We start from the raw sequence: 21,558 nt of genomic DNA, 5'->3' as shown, positions 1-21,558 counted from the left end.
TAGTCATAAAAAAAGGCATGATAATTCTTATCTGCCTTTTTTTTAAAAAAAATATTTTTTTGTTACAATATATACTGACTTAAATCCTGATTTTTAACTAGTCCGGACAATCTTTCAGATACAATTTCTTTAGTAATTAAAATTTTTGCATTTGGTCCAATTTTTTCTGGAACATCGAACATTATTTCATTCAGTAAGTGACTCATTACAGTGTGAAGCCTTCTTGCCCCTATATTTTCAACTTCAGTATTTACATGAAAGGCAATTTCAGCTATTTTCTCCAAAGCATCTTCCAAAAATGAAAGCTCAACTCCCTCTGCATTCAGCATAGCCTGATACTGTTTTGTCAAGGCATTTTTCGGGGCCTTCAGTATCTGAAAAAAGTCATCTTTAGTAAGGCTGTTCAGCTCTACTCTTATCGGAAACCTTCCTTGCAATTCCGGAATTAAATCTGATGGTTTGGAAATGTGAAATGCTCCAGCAGCTACAAAAAGAATATGATCAGTCTGTATCACCCCATATTTGGTATTTACAGAACTTCCTTCTACGATAGGCAAAAGGTCTCTCTGTACTCCTTCTCTGCTCACATCAGGACCACCGCCTCCATTTTTTCTGGAGCCAGAAGCTATTTTATCAATTTCATCAATAAAAATTATTCCTGTATTTTCAGCCTTTCTGATAGCCTCCTCCTTCACCTCATCCATATCTATCAGTTTTGCCGCCTCTTCTTCCAACAATAGTTGTCTGGCTTCACCAATAGCTACTTTCCTCTTCTTGGATTTTTTAGGCATCATGCCACTAATCATTTCCTGAATATTCATCATGGAAACTTCATCCATTCCCCCTCCGATTACTCCTACACCAGGATTGCTACTCGAAGAAACATTTATTTCAATTTTCCTTTCATCCAGCTCACCTGATTTAATTTTTTCTCTAAACTTTTCTCTGGTTCTTTCATTGAGTTCATGGTCATCATCGGATGAAGAAGGAGATGGAACTTCTCCTGTAAAAATTCCTGACGGACTATTCTTTTTTAATGGAGGAATAAGAGCGTCAAGGATAATATCTTCAACTATTTGTGCTGCCTTAGCTTTAACATCTTCTTTTTTGCGGGCTTTGACCATGTTTACAGACTGCTCCACAAGGTCCCTTACCATGCTCTCAACATCCCTTCCCACATATCCAACTTCTGTAAATTTTGAAGCCTCCACTTTAGTAAAGGGAGCGTCAGCTACTTTTGCCAATCTTCTGGCTATTTCCGTTTTACCTACTCCAGTGGCGCCAATCATCAGAATATTATTAGGAACGATCTCCTTTTGCATATCCTGTCCGGCATTCATGCGCCTCCATCTGTTTCTCAAGGCAATAGCAACATTTCTCTTCGCTTCGTGCTGACCTATAATATATTTATCAAGCTCCTCCACAATTTGCCTGGGAGTTAAATAACTGTTATTATCAATCATCAGATCCTCTTTTTAAATATCCTGTTAAAATCCGTAGTTAGAGTAAAATGGTTGGTACCTGTTCCGATATAATAAAATGATCTTGTATAGGCAAACTCAAAATATTTTATCCTGATCATACCACCTATTGAAAGTCCGGCTCCCCCAGATTTACTTTCTTCTTTTAATTCTTTTCTTCGTAAAAAGTTATAACCAGCTCTTAATTGGAAATTTTTAGACATCAAAAACTCCGCTCCAACAGCAAAGTGCGATAGCATTTTACTTCCAAATGAGACCTTCTCCTTTATAACATTTCCATTCAGATCTACCTTGCCTTTTTGATTTGGATCATCATAAACAATATCCCATTTATGCAGGTGATGAGCTGTCAATGACAATCTAACAGGCATGTGCTCCGGTTTGAAGCTTGTCCCCAACTGAACATCGGTAGGTAAATCGACGCTTTCTCCCGGCACGTATTTTTTCAAAGGCACACCTACATTTTTAATTACAAGACCTATTGCCCAATCTTTTTTAGGATGCTTGAATACACCTCCCAAATCGGTAAGTAGTGCAGCAGAATTGTATGTTCCAATTTGAGAAAAAGCCAGATTTAATGATACCCCTAATGTGAAGTGATTAATTGTATGAGATTTAGCTACAGTGAAGGCATATTCCTTTGATTTAAAGTCACCTGTGCTATTACCGGCAAGGTCTGCACCACTGAAGGTTCCATAATCAAAATACCGCATACCTACTCCCCATGTTCCTGTTTTTCCGGCATTAAATGCATAATTTACCATTGTAGCTCTTACATCAGCCAGGTATGGTAAATAGTTAATAGAAAGATAATTCCGTAGTGAATCTGAAAGTGTTGCAGGATTTTGAGTCATTAAATTAACATCAATTCCCGGTTGAGAGATATTGATACCTCCCAAACCGGCAATCCTGGTATTTACCGGGACATTAAGAAACTGATATGATGCTCTACCACCTAATTGCGCATTGGCAATAGTATAGGATAATCCAAAAACTAATAAAAAGAGCGATGTAAACCTTATTGTCATTTACTTTAAAAAATTATTTTGTCCATAAACGAACAATAATTTAGTTTATTTCAATTTTTGACATTTTACCAGCTCCCGGAACAGGGTGCTCAATTACTGAAAGATCTATTGGTTTCTTGACTTTTGTTTTAAGTAAAGCTATTTCAATAACCTGATCTACATTATCTACATAATTAATTACCAGATCTTTAATATACTCAGGCTTAATTTCCAATATATCCTTTCTGTTCTTTGTCGAAAGTACTATTTCTTTAATCCCGGCCCTTTTGGCGGCCAGAATTTTTTCTTTTATACCGCCAACTGGCAACACAATCCCTCTAAGTGTTATTTCACCTGTCATGGCAATATTTCTTTTTACCTTTCTCTGGGTAAATATAGATGCTAATGAGGTAAAGATAGTAATCCCGGCAGATGGCCCGTCTTTTGGAACGGCTCCGGCAGGAACGTGAATATGAAGATCGAAGTGATCAAAAATTTTATGGTTGATGCCGAATTTTTCAGCATTGGCTTTCAGGTATGACAAAGCAGCAGTTGCAGATTCTTTCATCACTTCTCCCAACTGCCCTGATAAAATCACTTTACCTCTTCCCTTATTCAAACTGGATTCAATAAATAGGATTTCTCCCCCGTGAGAAGTCCAGGCAAGGCCAGTTACAATACCAGCCAGTTCATTATCCTGATAAATTTCTCTTTCAAAATCTTCAGGTCCAAGCAATTTAACAACATCTTCCGGTTCCAGTAGCTTATTATACTTCTCTTCCATCGCAACAGACTTAGCTACGCCTCTTACTGCCGCACCTATTTTTCTGTTAAGACTTCTTACACCTGACTCTCTGGTATAATCTTCGATAATTTTATTAATTGCTTTTTTACTGAACTGAACATCTTCTTCTTTCAGTCCATGTTCCTCTTTTTGCTTTGGAATTAGATAATCTTTTGCAATATGGGCTTTCTCCTCAAGCGTATATCCATTAATTTCAATGATTTCCATCCTGTCCAAAAGAGCAGGGTGAATGGTATCAAGGGAATTTGCTGTGGCTATGAATAAGATTTTTGAGAGATCATATTCTACTTCCAGGTAGTTGTCCACAAAAGTAGAATTCTGCTCTGGATCAAGAACCTCTAACAAAGCAGAAGAAGGATCTCCTCTAAAGTCTGAACCGATTTTATCTATTTCATCAAGAATAAAGACAGGGTTAGAACTCTGTACTTTTTTGATATTGTAAATAATTCTGCCAGGCATCGCTCCGACGTAGGTTTTTCTATGTCCCCGAACTTCTGCTTCATCCTTAACCCCGCCTAATGACATTCTGACATACTTTCGGTTCAAAGCTTTGGCTATAGACTTACCTAAAGATGTTTTTCCAACACCTGGAGGGCCATACAAGCAAAGGATTGGAGCTTTCATGTTGTTTTTCAACTTCAGAACTGCCAGATATTCAATAATTCTTTCTTTTACTTTTTCGAGTCCGAAATGATCCTCGTCTAGTATTTTCTTGGCCCTTTTAAGATTAAAATTGTCTTTGCTGTATTCATTCCAAGGCAGTTCCGCAAGAAATTCCACATAGTTCATAGAAAGAGGATATTCGGACGCCATAGGATTCATGCGCTCGATTTTCTCAAGTTCTTTATGGAAATGCTTAGCTACAGCCTCAGGCCATTGCTTATTTTCTACCTTCTTTTTCAGATTGTCAATATCCTGGTCTGAAGATTCGTATCCAAGCTCATCCTGTAGTACCTTAATCTGCTGACGCAGATAATAATCTCTTTGTTGCTGATCAATATCTGAGTGAACTTTGCTCTGGATCTCCTGCTTCAATTCAAGCATTTGGATCTCTTTCATCATGTACTCCAGTAAGAGCGTCGCTCTTTTCAAACCATCATTGATTTCCAGCAGATTTTGCTTCTCCTTTACCTCAGTATTGATATTTGAAGAAAGAAAATGAGTCAGGAAAGAGGGGCTTTCAATATTATTCAGAGCAATCTGTGCATCCTGAGGAATTTCAGGATTAAGTTTTAAAATTTTATTTGCAGAATCTTTTAATGACTGAAGCAGTGCTTTAACCTCTTTCTTTTTAATATCCGGAAAATTTTCTTCCAGAATTTTTATCTTGGCTATTATGAAAGGGTTTTCCTGAAATACATCTTCGATCTGAAACCGCTTCATTCCCTGTATGATAATGGTCGTATTACCATCTGGCATTACCAGCATTTTCAGGATCTTGGCAACAGTTCCGACTTTATATAAATCTTGTATCTGAGGCTCTTCAGTAGTAGCATTTTCCTGTGCTACAACGCCAATGATTCTATTGCCTTTGTAAGCTTTTTTTACAAGTCTTATTGATTTTTGTCTTCCAACCGTAATGGGAATCACAACACCAGGAAATAGTACAGTATTTCTGACGGGTAGTATAGGTAACTCATCTGGTGTCCCTTCTTTGTTAAGTTCCTCTTCTTCCTCAGGAGATAAAAGGGGGATCATTTCCCCGGTATCACCTTCTAAAAACTTAGGTAAAAAAATTGATATTCTCTCCTTCTTTTTATTATTCATTTTCTATCCCTTCCCTTTTTTACGATTTCGTTGCCAAGATGGCACAAGTTATTAGTTTTTCACAAAATAATATGCAGAATTAAATGTTTACAACCCTCGTGCCAATTATTTCGTTTTCAAACTTGATTTTTATATCATATATCATGTACTTTGTCGTTAGTGTCTGAGGCAGAATTTATTTTGAAGCGCTTAATGAGGTCTCATAGTTTATTAATCATTATCATAACCCAGTTTATTTTTTTTAGTTTTCAAACTGCTACTGCACAGAGAAATAAAAAAAATTATACTACCAGAGATGTTTCTTTGGGAAATCCTGATTCTTTGAAAGCCATTGATGAAAATTTCTCCATTGAATTTAAAAATCTCAACAAAGTCCCCTTCTATCAGGATCCTAAGCAATTGGCGTTGATCCGAAAACTAGAGGACCAGAAAAACTATGCCGCATTACTTCCTGTCCTGGAAAATTATGTAAGCAATTTTGGAATAGATAACTTCTCCCAAAACCCTGTATTGCTTTGGAAGCTAGCCCAGTTGTACGAACATTTCGGCAGAGCAAACAAAGCCAAATCCCTTTATCGTATTATCCTCAAACACCATAGAGGCAAAGAACTCAGGAAAATATTACTACATTATGACACATTGAATACTGACAAAAAGGAATTTTATGTTCCGCTTCAGTATTATTATGACCTTGTAGAATACAGAAAAGCCATTGATACACTGATTCCTCCCAAAAGTGTATTTCTGAATATGGGAGAGCTCGTAAACGACAATAAATTTCCTGATTACGGGCCTAGCTATCACGCAGAGCAAGATTTACTGGTGTTTACTAAAAGGAAAAAAGAACTGAGTGCTACTAAATTGTCCTTCAGAGAAAATGAAGAACTATATGTAAGCAAAAATTATGACGGTTTCTGGGACGAATCTTACCCTTTCTCGAATGTCATAAATTCTCATTGTAATGAAGGATCTGCATACCTCAGCAGAGATGGTAAAACATTATTCTTCAGCAGATGCATCGTAGAAGAATATAAGTACGACTGCAGAGACTGCATGGGAAGCTGCGATATCTACGTGAGTTACTTTAAAGACTCTACATGGACTGTACCAGAAAACCTCGGACCTCAAGTGAATAGTGTTTCATGGGATTCTCACCCAACCCTTTCACATACAGAAGATACGCTTTACTTTGCTTCCGACAGAATTGGAGGGTTCGGACTTTCTGACATTTACTTTACTTATAAGACACCGAAAGGCTGGGCACCTGCGCAGAACATGGGCCCAATATTCAATACCAGAGGTAATGAAGTAAGTCCATTTTATCACGCAGCTCACGATGTATTTTATTTTAGTTCAAATGGTCAGTTACTGAACTTTGGAGATTTGGATTCTACAGACTATAGTTTCCATACAATGGATATTTACAAATCCGTAAAACTAAACGGAAGATGGACTGAGCCTAAAAACATAGGACCACTAGTAAATGGGCAAGGAGAAGAATATTACTTTACAATTGATCCAAAGTCAAAAGATCTGTTTTATGCTAAGACAGAAGTAATAGATCCTAAGAATCTGGACCTGTATAGCTTCCCACTTCCGATGGAAGCGCAACCAACTGCAAATATTAAATTTTCAGGATCTCTTACAGATACAGCTACAGGAAACCCATATAAAGGTATTGTTTCCATTATTGACTTAACGAATGGTATTGAGGTAGCTCCTAAGTTTATGAGGCCGGATGGCTCTTTTGAATTTGACCTGATTGATAATAATGATTACTTGCTTGTGATTCAGGGAGAGGATTTCTTTAGAGTGGAACAAAAATTTCACCTGGATGGCGATACTACTTTAAACCTTCATACACCAGGGCTGAAATATAACAAATGGAAATTTGCCTCTATTGAGTTTGAAGGAGGAAGTTCCCAAATACGTACAGAAATGGAACCTGACCTTGATAAGGTTGTAAACTTCCTTTTGGACAACCCTACTCTTAAGCTCAGGATTTCCGGGCACACAGACTCTGACGGAAACTCTGACCTGAACTTGAAATTATCTCAAAAAAGAGCTCAGGCAATTAAAGAATATATTATTGCCAAAGGGCAGATTGATCCTGACCGAATCGAAGCACTTGGATTCGGAAACCAGAAGTCGATTGTGGAGGAAAAGACAGACGAAGATAAAAGAATCAACAGAAGGGTTGAATTTGAAATTATCAGACCTGAAAAGAAATAATACATTCCTATCACTATGTCTTCATCTCTTGACGATATGCCTCCCTATGAATTCTTCCAGCAAGAACTGGAGGAGGCTATTTTAAAGTTTTTGGACTCAAAAGCAGATACTGATGATATTCCAAAATCTACAGAGGTATTAAGATTAAATCTTTTTGTTGAATATATCTCCTTTCACAAAAATCTGGAAAGAAAAGATCAGCTACTTCGAATAGACGAGCTATTGGGAGATTTCACCTCCCATCTTGCTACAAATTCAATTGAACTTCAGCCAGCAGCTAAAACCTTAATTTTAGAATTCGTAACTTATTTTCTTAATTCATAACAGGAAGTTCTACCTTCCATTTTTATGGTTTAGAGAGGTTGTCTATTTGCAATATGCCTGTATGAATGCTCTACTACCTTCAAAATTTAGTTTGAGTGCTTCATGCCAGTCTGCACATCCGCCTTGTTTATCTCCGGTCTGATAGCGTAACACTCCTCTGTTATTGTAAGCCAGTCCAAAAGACTTATTTAATTCCAAAGCTTTGTTATAATCTTTCATTGCTCCGGCTTTGTCTCCCAGATTGGCTTTGGCCAGACCTCTGTTACAATAAGCGTCAGCATAGTCTTGATCTAGAACTATAGCCATATTAAGATCTTCTATTACTCCCTTAAAATCATTTGATGCAAATTTAAGGATGGCTCGGTTGCCATAAACCAAAGGATTTTCAGGTATATAAATAGCTGCCTTCGCATAATCACTGATTGCACCGTTTACATTTCCGGTATTTGCCTTTAATATTCCCCTATTCAAAAATACTTCTCCATATGTGGAATCCAGCTCAATAGCCTTGTTATAATCTTTAAGGGCAAGCTCAACAGATTGAATATGGTAATATGTTATACCTCTGTTAAGATAAATCTCTTTATCCGAAGGATTTATAGTGACTGCCTTATTAAAATCTTCCAGAGCTCCTTTAAAATCATTAAGCTTGCATTTGGCAATTCCGCTGTTAAGGTAAGCTACACTTACATTTGGGTTAATTGACATAGCCTTTTGATTATCTTCCATTGCTCCTTTAGCATCATTCAATGCATACTTCACCATACTTCTGTTGCTATAAGCATCAGCATTGTCAGGATCAAAAAGGATTGCCTTATCAAAATCATTCAATGCCTCATTCAGCTTGCCAAGACTTTTGAGAACAAGTCCCCTGTTATTGTAAACAGATAAATACTTTGGATCAAGCTTCAGCACCTGATCATAATCATTTAAAGCAGTATTTGCTTCATTGAGCTTTGCATAAGAATTTCCCCTGTTATAAAGTGCATTAACATAGGTTGGATGAATTTTTAAAGCATTATCATATGCTGATATTGCTTCCTTATTTTTACCCAGGTTAGCAAGCGCTACACCAAGGTTATTATAAGCTTCCTTATGAGTCGGGTTTAATTCTATAGCTTTATTAAAATCCTCAATTGCCTGTTTATATTCCCCGGTTTTATTGAATTCTACACCTCTGTTGTTAAAAGCCACATCAGAAGGAATATGCCCAATTGCATAATTCCATAATGAAAAGCTGTCTTTCCACACTTGTACATGTGAATAATTATAAATTCCCAGAGCCAAAATATATAAGGCTAATATTCCCCGTCCAATCAAATATCCTTTTTGAAAACTCAGAACCTTATCAACAGCAAACACCAGCAATAGAAAAAAACCAATGGAAGGTAGATAGGCATAACGATCTGCCATAAGAGCCTTGCCAACAGGAAGTATCTGAAGTACTAGAACAATATTCAATATGAAGAAAATGACTGAGAGGATTACTATTTTATTCGTTCTAAAGAAAATAACAAGCCAGGTAAAAAAGCATGTGACTGAGAGGAAAGCAGCATAATAGTAAAATGGTATTTCAGCTTTGGGATATGGATAAAAAGCAACCAGATCATATGGCCACAAAAGCTTTAGTATGTACTGAGAGCATCCATATCCTGCAAATACCAGACGCTTAAATAAATTATAATCAGGGATTCCTTCTGTATCTGGCCCTAAGCTCTGTGCATACACAGCTAATATACCAAAACCTAATGCAAGTAGAAAAAAAGGAATTTTCTCCAAAATTACTTTTATAGATTTTATATCTCTCCCATAAAAATAATCCAGCAGAAAAAGAGTAGGAGCCAAAGAAACTGCCATTCCCTTTGATAACAAACTGAAAATAAAGAAGACCAAAGATAGGCCATAATAAACGTAATTCTTTTCTTTAGCGAATCCTGCATAAAGCCATAGTGAAATAAGGAAGAAAAACGTGAAAAGAACATCCTTTCTTTCGGCTATCCAGGCTACGGATTCTGCGTGTATCGGATGGACTCCAAATAATAAAGCGGTAAAAAAAGCGGTATAGCTATTTTCGAGTAATCTGTATATCAACAGAAATACGAGAACCGAATTTAAAATATGCAGAATAAGATTTGTTCTGTGATAGGGTAAAGGATTAAATTTATCTGATTGATAATCCAACGATAGAGAAATAAGAGAAAAAGGATGGTAATTTCCCATATGATTCTCCGTAAAATAGGGTTTATAATTTCCCTTTTCTATAAGTTTTATAAACGGACTTTCAGTAACGTAATTCGGATCATCCCAATTTGTAAATTTATTCTTCAGAACAGGAGCATAACTTAAATAAGTTAATATTCCCGTAAGAATAATTAAAAGAATAAGATTTAAATTCTGTTTTTTGTCTTTTTCAAAAACAACACTCATAAACTAAAATATTACCTAAAATAACCTTAGACAGGTAAATTTATTGCGAAATAATATTGAATCATAATGGTAAATTTTCCTTTATTCAAGAAGACCGCGAGCGACAGTACTTACTATAAAATAACTTCATATGTATACTTTGAAGAGATTAAACGGATAGGCACAAAATATCTATTTTACACGATAGAAGCTACTCAACTTCCAGAAAGAAATTATATCAGAGATCTTACGGAAAATGAGCATGGATATCTCATCTCAATTACAGAAGAAGAATATGAAGAGATTAAAAGGAAATGTGATTTTCATAAATAATAAAACCTGTATCTTTTCAATACAGGTTTTAAGAAAAAATAAATCTAAAGTTAATTAATTACTTATTAATGAGAGTTCATTTTGCTATTCTCCATATTGCTGTTATTCATTTTTGTGCTGCTTGTTGCATTAAGCTTTGATTCTAAAGCAGTAGCTTTGTCATAATGCATTTGAATGGTTTTAATGTTAGTAGCAGCATAGTTCTTCAGTTCAGTATCTTTAAGTTCAGTAGATGCTTTCTGAAAAAGATCCAGCATTTTTTTATGGCTGTCAACCATATCTTTGATATAAGCTTTATCAAACTCCGTACCTGTCTTCTTTTTCAGCTCATTCATCATCATTGTTTTTTCCTCACCCACAGAAGTTGGCACTGTAATATTTTGTTTGGTAGCGATTTTCTTCAGCTCAGTATTTGCTTTGGTGTGCTCATCTACCATCATTTGAGCAAAACTTTTAACTTCTTTATCCTTGGCATTTTTAACTGCTAGTTTACCCATTTCTACTTCAGCCATTCCACCGGTAGCGGCTTTCTGAACAAATTCTTTAGGGTCCATTACGGTCACTTCCACAACCTTTTTAGGTTCAATGGCAGCCTGTTTCACTTCGGCAGTTTGTTTTTCATTACCTGAATTACATGCCGTAGCATATAACAATACACTGAGGCAACCTGCAAGAATCTTTATTTTTTTCATGTTTTGTTTGGAGTTTTCTCTTTTCAAACAACTAACCAGACTACACACATGAATGTTTACGTCTTTAAAGTAAAAAATATTCTTATCCCTTATTCATCAATTAATTCTATCATAAGTATATTAAAGCAGAGATAAAGACTAAAAAAAAGAGAGCCTTCTTTGCAAAGGCTCTCCCCACAATTAAACAATTAAAACAAAGTAACTTATTTAGCAACATATATTTCTTGTCTGCTCGAAGATATTCTGGATCTGTCTATTCCAATCTCTTCGCAGATTTTTTCAAGTTCATTTACTCTGTGAAAACAGGTATGTTTTTTATTAATTGCTCTCAGGCCTGAAATAGAAAGCGCTTCATTTATACTTGTATTCAAAACAGCTGCAAGATGTAATACCATTTGTTTTCCTGTTCTTGCTACCAGATAGTCCTTACCTGGAGAAAACAGGTTTTCACAATTGCTCCATGGAGCGCTAATTAAAGGGATACCGCAAGCAAGTGCTTCAAAAGGTCTTATTGTAGGTATACCTGGTAATAGCTGAACATATGGTCTGCGGGGAATGTGTACAGTAACACGGTATTTGGCAAAGATGTCCGGCACTTTAAAGTTCGGTAACCACCCACCATATTCAATGCCTGCGTCTTTAAAAGCTTTGATAACACTTTCCGGAAATCTTACTCCATATACTTTAGCTTTCAATTTTAGTTCTTTCACAGGATTGATCAAAAACTCCTGTAGTTCAACACTTCTTTCCTCATCATAATTTCCTATCCAGACAAGGTCTCCTTCGTAAGATTTACTTCTCGGATAAAACATTCTGGTATCAGCCGCTTCATGCCATGCCCAGGCTCTTTTAGCCCAGCCTTCTATGAGAAAAATATTTTTTATAACATCCCCAAATGCCAATACTCCATCTACGTTACCAAGATTATATTTTTCTATTGCTTCTTTGTCAGTTACAACCCTATGATTTGTAACATGGAACAACAGCTTAAATTTATGTTTACTTTTCACTTCGCCAATCCTTGCAATCATCTCTGGGTCATTAGCCTCATGAGCTATAACTAGGTCAGCTTCCTTTAAAATATTATCAAGATTTAGTTTTAAAGGATTATAAAAATTTGTGCTTAAGTCAGGGTAAAAAGAATAAAACTCTTTAACAGCTTTCTGACCGTGCTCTAATACAAGATTCTGGATACAGGTATTTCCATCCTGTTCATATAATTTAACATCATGCCCTCTGGATTTCAATTCCGAAATTATTCCTCTTAAAAAATGCGCATTACCATTATTCCAGTCAGATATGAGGGATTGATAAAACATTACGATTTTCATATAATGATATATGTTAAAATGTTTATTTAGACCAAAAGAGCAGGCGTACTTCACCAGCTCCACCAATGCACTGTGTGATTTCAGAATGAAACATCAGAGTGTTCCACCTTATATATTTTATTTTAGCTTTATGTTTGTCAGATAAAGTGAACAGAAGTTTTAACTTTCAAATAGAAAAAATGTTAAAAGTAACAATCTAAAAATTTTACTCAATATTTAATTTATGAAGTGCGAGCATTGCACCTGCTACCGAACCTGAAACTTTGATTTCTCCCTGTAAAAGCATTGTTTTCAGCTCTTCTACCGATACCAAAAGTACCTCTATAGCTTCTGTTTCATCAAGATTCTGTTCTCCGGATTTAACAGCATTTTTAACTCCATATAAAGAAATTCTATTCGTGTCTTTAGTTGGATTATCTATCAGTTCTGCTATTTTCACAACTTTACCTGAGTATCCGGTTTCTTCCTTAAGCTCCCTTAAAGCTGCTTCTTCCGGACTTTCAGTGTCCGGATCATAGATACCTCCGGGTAACTCAATTAATATTTCACCGGAGCCATGTTTGTACTGCTTTACAAGGACAACCTTCTTACTTTTAGTTATGGCAAAAATAATTACAACCTCAGGTCTTACACTTACAAAATAATCATCTACAATTTTTCCATCAGGTAGTTGAACAAGATCCTTTCTTAATTTATACCATTTATGGTTGAATACTATTTCCGAGGCCAGTGTTTTCCATTTCTCAATCATAGTGCAATAATATAAATAAGCTTTGACAAAGAGGTCATTTAAAAATGCTTAAATAAAAATAATATTGATAGAAATTCATTCAAGGGTAATAAGTCTATATGGCAAGACTCTGAAATGTTCTTCAACAATTAATTTCTTTTTTCCATATCGGCATTAATAACTATGATATGTTCATCCTGCACTTTATTTCCAAATATTTTGGGAGGCGTAATTTTGTAATCAGTGATAAGAACCTTCCACTCTGCGTTGGCTGTGAGCTTGTCTCCTGTTCTTGTTAATGTACCTTCTACAGTTATTTCCCTTGAGACTCCATGCATTTTAAAATTCCCTTTGACGGTTACTTTCTGATTGCCCTCCTTCTCTGAATTAAAGTCAGAAATGATCTTTCCTTCAAATTCCGCATCAGGATATTTATCTGTTTCAATCAATTCCTTCATGTGTTTATTTCGCTTTTTTATCCCTGTATCAATACTTTCAAAAGGGACAGAGAAATAAACAGTTTTCTCCTTAAGATTAATACTTCCTTTAAGCTGATTTGAATTGCCTGTATAGCTGTTCAATGAAGCTTTTGCCTTAAATTCTGCATGTCCACTTTCTGTTGTATAAGTCTGAGCATAGGCATGATTAAAAAAGAAATAATAGAAGAAAAATGATTTAAGAAATAAGTAGGATACCTTTTTATTCATCATAACATAATTATTTTCTAAGAAACTAACACTTATCTACCCTGCCTTGTTATGATCGCTAAACTAAAATAGTAGTAATTAAGTAAAAGGAAATTAAATAAATATTTTATTTTCAGGCTTTAATAGCCTTAATCATTCAAAAAATTTTTCCTATTGCTATCCTGATATGATAGAAGAAAAAAATCTGAATCTTAATCAAGAAATGTTTCAGATTCTGATAAAAAGCAGCTCCGAAGGCATATTAGCTTTTGATACAGGATTAAAATTTACTGTCTGGAATAAAACTTTGGAGCAAAAGACGGGAAAAAAGGCTGAAGAGTGCATTGGGAAATTTATTTTTGATGTATTTCCTCATCTTTTTCAGGAAGAAACAAGAACTAAATTTTTTGATACTCTTAAAGGAAAAAGTCCTATCTCTCAAAACAGCATATTTATTCCAAGCGATACAGGTCAGAAAATTTTTTTTGATGCTAAATATTTCCCTATCAAAAATGGTGAAGAAATAGAAGGAGGTCTTGTAATCATTAATGACATTACAGAAAGTAACTCTGTAAAAAAACATCTGGATCTGCTTGAACAAACTATTAAAACTACTTTTGAAAGCACGCCATATGACTATTGGCTACTGGATGCTGAAGGCAAATTCCTCTTACAGAATAATCATTCTATTCAAAATTTTGGAGACTTGAAAGGGAAAAACTTTAGAGACCTTGACGACTCTCAGGAGTTTTTGGCAAAATGGAAAACAGATTTTGAAAAATTAAGAAAAGGAGAAACAGTAACGAGGGAACAAAACTATTTTGCCAACCAGGATGAGAAGCATTTCTACTCTATCATCACTCCGGTAAAGCAGCATCAGGAAGTAATGGCAATCGTCGGCCTTAGCATTGACATTACCGAAAGAATTAAAAATGAAAATATCAAATTAAGAAATGAGCTGGAGTTAAAAACCCTTCTGGAAAACTCTCCTGACATAATAGTAAGGATAGATCTTGATTTGAAGATTACTTTCATCAATAGAACCGTCGGAAAGATTAGCTCTACTCCACCTTCATCATTTATCGGAAAAACTTATAAGGAACTTGGTATGGACCCTAAGGAGTATGAAACTTTCGAAAAGCAGGTTCGCATTGCTATAAAGGAAAGAACTCCCTTAGAGTTTGAAAATGATTACAAATCTCATCAAGGGATTATTTCATTTTCGATAAGGCTTATACCTGAATTTTCAAGTACAGGTGAAGTCTGTAGTGTCTTGATGATATCCAGAGAAACTACAGGGCTGGAGAAAGTAAGAAATCAACTTCTTGAAAATCAAAACAGACTATCAAGTATTATGTCAAATATTCCAGGTGCCGTTTTTAAATGCAAAAACGACCCACACTGGACCATGGAATTTATTAGTGAAGGGGTAAAACAACTCACGGGGTATGATGTAAGAGACCTCATTAACAATGAAGTTCTTTCATTTCAGAAACTGATACATCCTGCGGACAGAGCAAGAGTCTGGGACGAAGTTCAAACTGCTATTGATAATGATGGCAATTATCTTGTAGAGTATAGGATTATTACAAAAGAAGGCAAAATCAAATGGGTCTGGGAGCAAGGTAGATTAGTTAATAATGGAGGATTTTCAAGCTCATTGGAAGGTGTTATTATCGATATTACAGAGCGGAAGGATTTTGAAGAAGCCTTGAAAAAAAGTGAATCGGAACTAAAGAAAACTAACGCAGAGCTTGAGGCTTATATCTATAAAGCATCTCATGATCTCAGAGGTCCCCTTGCTTCCATCATCGGGCTGGCTATGGTTGCCGAAATGGAGATTTCGGATGCTCATCCTTTACAGTATATAAAACTAATTAAAGATCGTACAGAGAGACTTAATGATACTTTAACCAATCTTCTTGACCTTGCAAAGATCAAACAAAAAGTTCTGGAACCAGAGCGAATCATTGCAGAAGAGCTGGTAAATGAAATTATCGATAATCTCAAAAGTAAAGTAGGGATTTCAAACATTGAATTTCATATAAATCTTCTTTTTAAGGAATTTTATTATGATCCTTTTATACTAACAAGTATTCTCCATAATCTTATAGAGAACAGCATTGATTTCAAACGGTCCGGTGATTCACCTCAAATTTCCATAAGTATGAGTAATGAAGCAGACGGAATAAGAATTAATATTGAAGACAATGGTATAGGCATCCCGGAAGATATTATGGAGAAAATCTTCTATATGTTTTACCGAGGTCACGATAAATCTACCGGATCCGGTCTGGGACTTTATATAGTAAAATCATCTGTAGATAAAGTCGGAGGCATTATCGACGTTAAAAGTGAGCTCAATAAAGGAAGTAAATTTTCAATATTTCTCCCTTGTATTGAGAGTGGTCAAAGTGAGACTATTAATCCTGAATAACCTCACTTTGAAAACTTTCAGGACTCTGCTTTGGAATGATAACTGATTTGAAGTTCTTTGAATACAAATGCAGATACACCACCAAATATCATATGTGCAAAAGCATTTACAACATTTCGTCCTTCGACAAACCAGGGAAACAACATAGCGAATCCGTAGAAATGAACAAAATAAAGTACTAGTCCGAAAACTACTCCGATTAGTGTGCCAGTGGCCAAGGACTGGAACCGGATAAGAAAGACCAGAATAAGTGAATAAATTATAGAGAAAGCAAAGTGAATAATTCCTGCCAACAATACTATACCTAAATTAAAATTCTGATGACTTAAAATTCCTTTTCCAAGTATCATTGCAGATATCATTCTTGGCGGTACCCATGGACTAGTCTTCAGATACAATGCCATTAACAGCATTTGAATTACAAGGAAAAACAAACCTGCAATCAAACCTGCGTAAACCCCTTCTTTCAAATCTTCCCTGTTCATAACGAATAATTCTTTTCATTAAAAACAAAGGCTAATCCTTAATAGTGCTTACTCTTTTATTTTATTAATAGCTGCATCTACCAATGGATCTTTTCCTGCAAGAAAGTCCAGATTAGTCAGTTCTTTATAAATTTCAGGAGCCAAGCCTGTCCTCTCAAAAACATTATTTTGCTTGTCTGTGGTGATGCTGGAAACTACTGTATACTGAATCCCATTAGGTAAAGTCCTTTGGATGATAGGACTAAATGCTCCTCCGGTCGTATCACCTATTGTTGTCACATTGGTCAGATCCCTTGTTGCCATAACAAAATGCTCTGTTGCACTGAAATCGTATCGATTAGTCAGAATAGCTGCTGGCTTTGTCCCAAATGAGCCAAGCCCATCTCCCTGTGTATATAGTCTGTAATTATCTGAGAAATTATTATCAAGAGGACCGGTTTTATTTTTAATATAGCCATATAGCTGAGTCGTACCAGTAAAATAAGAGGCAAGTTTTTGGGCAGCAGATAGGATACCTCCTCCGTTGCTGCGCATGTCTACAATCACCCCCATCAATTGCGGATTTCTTTTCACTATATTTCGCAGTGTATCTCTGATCGGAAGGTTGGTAAGAAATGTTCCTACATGAAAATAAAGAATATTACTGTTTATAAAACCATATCTTATGATAGTATCAGTTTTAGTTTTGTCGGAATAATCAGGAGCTGTTACAAAATTCACCTTATTATTAAGGTATTTGACCCTGACAAGACTAAAACTAAAATTGGAGTAATACTGATAATGTCTCTCATTTGCCCAAGTCTCTCCATTAGGCTTCTTTAATGAAATGTGTCCATCAAGTAAAGGACGTAGCATATTTTTAAAAATTTCAAAAAGTTCATCATCTGTAGTGGAGGCATTTACGAGAGGTCTGTTGGAATTATATACAGCCTGCCAATCTACATGATCGTATTTAAAGAAGGGATAAGTGTTATTGATATCGTTCCAGAAGATTTCAAAGTTTTTTTCTGGTGAGGAACTTTTATTGGGTTCTATCAAAGCCTTCTCGCAAGCCGAAAACAAAATAACCAACAACAGAAGAGTATAAATATATTTTATCTGAATGAGTTTCACAGAATAAGTTTTTTAGCTTTTATAAAGTTGAATGTTAAAACATTATAGCCAGTCCTAATGTCAGATTTTGAATGACCATCTGTTCTTTCCTTGGCTTCTTGAATTGATAATAATAAAAGATATAATTGATATCGATTCCTATATTTTGGGAAAAACTATAGCTGTATGTAATCCTGCTTTCCACACCAAAATAGTTTTTGAAAAAAGATGTTCCTGAAGCTTTGGCTCCACTACCTTCTTCAGGAGTTAACGTTCTTGAACCTATATTGAATATAGAAGCCGACAGGGCATATTGAAATTCATGCTGACCGGAAATGTAAACGGGCATAATCTGGGGACCGACAGAAAGGAAACGTTCTTTCAGTTTATTTTCATAGTCAAGAACCAAAAATTTTTTGTTGATTAAATCATATTGGGCAAAACCTCCGAGTCCTAGACTGAAGCGGTCATCAATATGTATCCTTGCCAGATAATACAACCTGGTTTGGAACATTAAAAAATTAACCTGACTTTGATTAAGACCATTTACCTTATCTGGAATAAAAGTCCCAAGGTCGCCCGAATAGGAGAAACCTTTATTCTCATCTGTTTTAAGTTTACTTTTTAAGAAGTATAACCTCAATCCCAGCAAAGATTTATACCCTTTATAGGAGTATTCACCTATGACGGGAATACTTTTCTTTTTATAAATATAAGTTGAAATTACCTTGTCTTTCAAAGTGCTTCCCGCTAAACCACCACTGACAGATATTTTATTAAAGCTTTCCTGACCTTTTGAAGATATTGCAAAAGCCATAAATAAGAGGAGAAAAGCAATAGGACGACTTTTTTTCAGATTCATTTGATTATTATAAGAATTAGCCAAAAACATTGTTTGGCCAGGCAATATTCGGTCTTTAAAATGAATTTTGATCAGTAACTTCCTAAAATTTCTTTGAGAATCTTAGCTCTGAAATCGAAAATTTCATTCACCTTCTTTTTAACAATAAGAGCGTGTGCAAGGGAACCTATCGGACCAAATGGAAGAGCATAATGCACTAGATCTTCCATTTCAACTCCCTCTTTTACCTCTCTGAACTTGTGCAAATGATGCCAGAAAGCGTATGGACCGAAACGTTGTTCATCTACAAATAAATGCTGATGCGCTACATGAGTTATTTCAGTGACCCAGTCAAGAGGTATCCCCAATATCGGATGCACCTTATAGCGAATGATCATCCCTGGATGAATCGGACCCTCGTTTTTTGATAAGACTTTAAAATTCAAAGAGGAAGGAGTAATTTTTGAAAGATTATGAGGAGAAGTAAAGAAATCCCATGCTTGCTCTATCTTAACCGGTAATATTTGAACTCTATTTATTGTATATATTTTCATTCGACAATTTCAATATAACTCTGCTAATTTATCTGCTTCATATATTAAAGGTAAACCTTAATTTGTTGGTATACTTTTCAGAATTCAACTTTTTTTATAACAATTTTCGAATTTCTACTTTTGTTAAAATAACTGAAAAACAAACATTTAACCCCAAAACCTTCTTTTTGATAAAAACTTTTTCATTTGATGATTTGGATTTTACTTCGCTATAACCTAATTTAGTCTATAGATTTAATAGAGTATAAAAATAAGTCATCACATAATCCTGATATAGCCATGAAAAATCCATTTAAAAACCCATACATTCTATCTGAAAACAATTCTGATTTGTTTGAAGAATATTTAAATCCTTCAGAAAAAGCTGAAGACTATGGTCAGGATTATGCAACCACTAATCCAAAAGTTACATTCTTTGAACAGCGAATTGCTGCATTAGAAGGAGGAACAAATGCTTTGGTGGTAAAATCACTTCATGCTGCTAAATTTCTTTTATTTAAAACATTACTCACTGCAGGACAAAACATAGTAACTGTTAATCCATCTACATTCCAGGGAAAAGAAAAATCGAAGCTTCAGATTCTGGGAATAACAGTTAAATCACTGTCAACATACAGCCTCCCTGAATTTAAAAGTTTAATCGATGATAAAACAGGCATTATATATCTTGAAACGATAGGTGAAAACGATCTAAGCATTCCAGACTTTGCGAGAATCATTGCTGTGGCTAAGGAAAAGAACGTACCTGTGGTGGTAGACAATAGTCATGGAGTTGCTGGATATTTTATAAAACCTTTAAGCAAAGGTGCTTCGATAGTGATTGAAAGCACAAGTGAATATTTCGACAATGCTCCAAACACTCCACAGGCAGTTATTATTGAGGGAAATACAGACTGGTCAAAATTCAATGTAAAAACTTCACCTGAGGAAATAACTTATCTTACTATAAACAATGGAATTATCAGACCAGAAACTATAAATACTTCTTCCAAAGTGACTTTGATAGATGTCCTCAGAAAATCCGTATCAAACTACAATAAATATGAAATTCCAAATGATCCATTAAGTCTGATACATAAATTGGAGACTATCTATTCAAAAGCATCCAAAAGGTCTGAGAATGCATTGCAGATTGCAAAATACCTAAATACCAATGATAATATTGCAAAAGTAGTTTATGCTGGCTTGCCTACTTCTGAAAGTTATTTACCAGCATTTACCAATATGAGAAATGGGTTTGGAAACAGAATCGGATTCTATCTTAAAGACAGGACTCAAACAGGAGCATTTATAAAATCAATCAACGAAAAAAATCCAGGAATAGAACTAAAAATAGTGTTGAATGGAAACGCTCCACTTATAATATTCTCTGCGCCAGAGGACACTATAAGTATCGTTGTTGCACTAGAATATGCTTTAAATAATCTCAAAAAAAATATAGCTGAAGCGCAATTTCTTCAGCTGACCAGCAATCTGAATGAAATTATATAAATAAAAATCACACCATTCCTTCCAACCAGAAGTGGCAATATAATTCCCCCAAAAAGAGGTTTTAGCAAACCTCTTTTTTATTTCCAGTATATTTTCCTACTGTACGATTGTTATAATGAATAATAGTCTTCCTTTTCATGAGAAAGCACTTTTATCAGTTTCATCCTGACAAGATTTACCAGGATCTTACTGGCCCTCCACCTGGAAATATTGGCTATTTTACAAAAAGCCTTTAATGTTATTCTTTCATTATGTTCCAGGTATTCTAAAATAATCTTCTCAGCTTTTCCAATTGTAATCTGAGCATCAAAACCTCTGGTATCACTTTTCATAACATCCAGCATTACTTTACTTGCTAAGAGGCATTGATCCTTAACACGAATATAAGCCCACCATTTTCCATCTTCTCCCTTTGAATAGTGCGGTTTTTCATCACTTTCCGGAACTTCTGCGATTAAAATACTTTTACCTTCAATTATTTCTTCAGTAAAATTTACTTTTATTTCTGGTTTACAAAAAAATGAAGCCGCTCCCTCAAGCATATGTCGTTCCTCCTCAGCCTTCGCCCCGGCAATACTTCCATTATCCCTCACTCCTACTAATATCTTCCCTCCCTTTGTATTTGCAAATGCTACTATTGTCTTGGCAATCTTTTGAACACTGCCAATTGTTTGTTTAAAGTCAAGCACTTCATTTTCTCCCAGCCTTATCTGTTGCCTGATACTCATTCTTTTAAAGTTATAAGTTTTAAGTTGTAAGTTATAAGAAAAAAGCGGAATGCGGAATACGCAAAGCTGAATGTAAATTTTATATAAACCCTGCTTATTTTAAACATTTTTACAACTGAATTTTAAAGCAAAAACC

18 protein-coding genes are annotated in these 21,558 nt (G+C 35.2%); 5 read left to right on the top strand and 13 right to left on the bottom strand.

The features are described from left to right. Positions 1-62: 62 nt before the first annotated feature. The 3 genes from hslU to lon are packed head-to-tail and all read right to left on the bottom strand — an operon-like array spanning position 63 to position 5,060. Entirely contained in the window at positions 63-1,463 is a 1,401-nt protein-coding gene (gene hslU / locus K350_RS0106485; protein WP_028979209.1) for an ATP-dependent protease ATPase subunit HslU, read from the bottom strand. Beyond that, complete coding sequence (gene porQ, locus K350_RS0106480) at positions 1,463-2,509, bottom strand: type IX secretion system protein PorQ (RefSeq protein ID WP_028979208.1); 1,047 nt, start codon at positions 2,507-2,509, stop codon at positions 1,463-1,465. The genes hslU and porQ overlap by 1 nt, the downstream gene beginning before the upstream one ends. A 40-nt stretch (positions 2,510-2,549) precedes the next feature. Further along, complete coding sequence (lon, locus tag K350_RS27720) at positions 2,550-5,060, bottom strand: endopeptidase La (protein ID WP_051312920.1); 2,511 nt, start codon at positions 5,058-5,060, stop codon at positions 2,550-2,552. A 192-nt stretch (positions 5,061-5,252) separates the two neighbouring features. On the opposite strand from lon, the gene K350_RS27715 reads away from it, so the two are divergent. Together K350_RS27715 and K350_RS0106465 are read left to right on the top strand one after the other, a co-directional pair. Further along, complete coding sequence (locus K350_RS27715) at positions 5,253-7,292, top strand: OmpA family protein (RefSeq protein ID WP_081670917.1); 2,040 nt, start codon at positions 5,253-5,255, stop codon at positions 7,290-7,292. Between the two features lie 15 nt (positions 7,293-7,307). Beyond that, entirely contained in the window at positions 7,308-7,616 is a 309-nt protein-coding gene (locus tag K350_RS0106465) for a hypothetical protein (protein ID WP_028979207.1), read from the top strand. Between the two features lie 42 nt (positions 7,617-7,658). Here K350_RS0106465 and K350_RS30875 read toward each other — a convergent pair whose 3' ends face one another. Beyond that, positions 7,659-10,043, bottom strand: coding sequence for a tetratricopeptide repeat protein (locus K350_RS30875; RefSeq protein WP_051312918.1), 2,385 nt, complete (start codon positions 10,041-10,043; stop codon positions 7,659-7,661). A gap of 66 nt (positions 10,044-10,109) precedes the next feature. On the opposite strand from K350_RS30875, the gene K350_RS0106455 reads away from it, so the two are divergent. Further along, positions 10,110-10,355, top strand: coding sequence for a hypothetical protein (locus tag K350_RS0106455; protein ID WP_028979206.1), 246 nt, complete (start codon positions 10,110-10,112; stop codon positions 10,353-10,355). A 65-nt stretch (positions 10,356-10,420) separates the two neighbouring features. Here the strand turns inward: K350_RS0106455 and K350_RS27705 are convergent, their stop codons facing one another. The 4 genes from K350_RS27705 to K350_RS0106435 form a co-directional block, all read right to left on the bottom strand. After that, the gene (locus K350_RS27705; RefSeq protein WP_051312917.1) at positions 10,421-11,047 is read right to left on the bottom strand and encodes a DUF4142 domain-containing protein; all 627 of its coding nucleotides are present in this window, start codon (positions 11,045-11,047) and stop codon (positions 10,421-10,423) included. A 203-nt stretch (positions 11,048-11,250) separates the two neighbouring features. Beyond that, positions 11,251-12,378: a CgeB family protein gene (locus K350_RS0106445; protein ID WP_028979205.1), complete on the bottom strand. Its 1,128-nt coding sequence runs from the start codon at positions 12,376-12,378 to the stop codon at positions 11,251-11,253. A 205-nt stretch (positions 12,379-12,583) separates the two neighbouring features. After that, positions 12,584-13,129: an NUDIX hydrolase gene (locus K350_RS0106440; protein WP_028979204.1), complete on the bottom strand. Its 546-nt coding sequence runs from the start codon at positions 13,127-13,129 to the stop codon at positions 12,584-12,586. A gap of 128 nt (positions 13,130-13,257) precedes the next feature. After that, positions 13,258-13,818, bottom strand: a complete 561-nt coding sequence (locus K350_RS0106435; protein ID WP_081670916.1) for a YceI family protein — start codon at positions 13,816-13,818, stop codon at positions 13,258-13,260. A gap of 163 nt (positions 13,819-13,981) precedes the next feature. On the opposite strand from K350_RS0106435, the gene K350_RS0106430 reads away from it, so the two are divergent. Next, positions 13,982-16,231 carry a PAS domain-containing sensor histidine kinase gene (locus K350_RS0106430; RefSeq protein WP_028979202.1) on the top strand — a complete coding sequence of 750 codons (2,250 nt, stop codon included), beginning with the start codon at positions 13,982-13,984 and terminating at the stop codon, positions 16,229-16,231. 17 nt (positions 16,232-16,248) lie between these two features. On the opposite strand, the gene K350_RS0106425 is transcribed toward K350_RS0106430, so the two are convergent. From K350_RS0106425 to K350_RS0106410, 4 genes are all read right to left on the bottom strand, one after another. Then, positions 16,249-16,716 (bottom strand): hypothetical protein, encoded by a 468-nt coding sequence (locus K350_RS0106425; protein ID WP_028979201.1) that lies wholly within the window; start codon positions 16,714-16,716, stop codon positions 16,249-16,251. 48 nt (positions 16,717-16,764) lie between these two features. Next, entirely contained in the window at positions 16,765-17,829 is a 1,065-nt protein-coding gene (locus K350_RS0106420; protein ID WP_028979200.1) for a S41 family peptidase, read from the bottom strand. A 34-nt stretch (positions 17,830-17,863) separates the two neighbouring features. Next, positions 17,864-18,670 carry a hypothetical protein gene (locus K350_RS0106415; protein WP_156026956.1) on the bottom strand — a complete coding sequence of 269 codons (807 nt, stop codon included), beginning with the start codon at positions 18,668-18,670 and terminating at the stop codon, positions 17,864-17,866. A 71-nt stretch (positions 18,671-18,741) separates the two neighbouring features. Next, entirely contained in the window at positions 18,742-19,203 is a 462-nt protein-coding gene (locus K350_RS0106410) for an SRPBCC family protein (protein ID WP_028979198.1), read from the bottom strand. Positions 19,204-19,482: 279 nt separating this feature from the next. Between K350_RS0106410 and K350_RS0106400 the strand changes: the two genes are divergently transcribed. Further along, positions 19,483-20,694, top strand: a complete 1,212-nt coding sequence (locus tag K350_RS0106400; RefSeq protein ID WP_028979196.1) for a PLP-dependent transferase — start codon at positions 19,483-19,485, stop codon at positions 20,692-20,694. 110 nt (positions 20,695-20,804) lie between these two features. Here K350_RS0106400 and K350_RS0106395 read toward each other — a convergent pair whose 3' ends face one another. Further along, positions 20,805-21,422, bottom strand: a complete 618-nt coding sequence (locus K350_RS0106395; RefSeq protein ID WP_028979195.1) for an AlbA family DNA-binding domain-containing protein — start codon at positions 21,420-21,422, stop codon at positions 20,805-20,807. Positions 21,423-21,558: the final 136 nt, after the last annotated feature.

The organism is Sporocytophaga myxococcoides DSM 11118 (assembly GCF_000426725.1).
Lineage (GTDB): Bacteria > Bacteroidota > Bacteroidia > Cytophagales > Cytophagaceae > Sporocytophaga > Sporocytophaga myxococcoides.
Note: the sequence above shows the minus strand (reverse complement) of the source record. Positions and strands in the feature narration are given on the sequence as shown.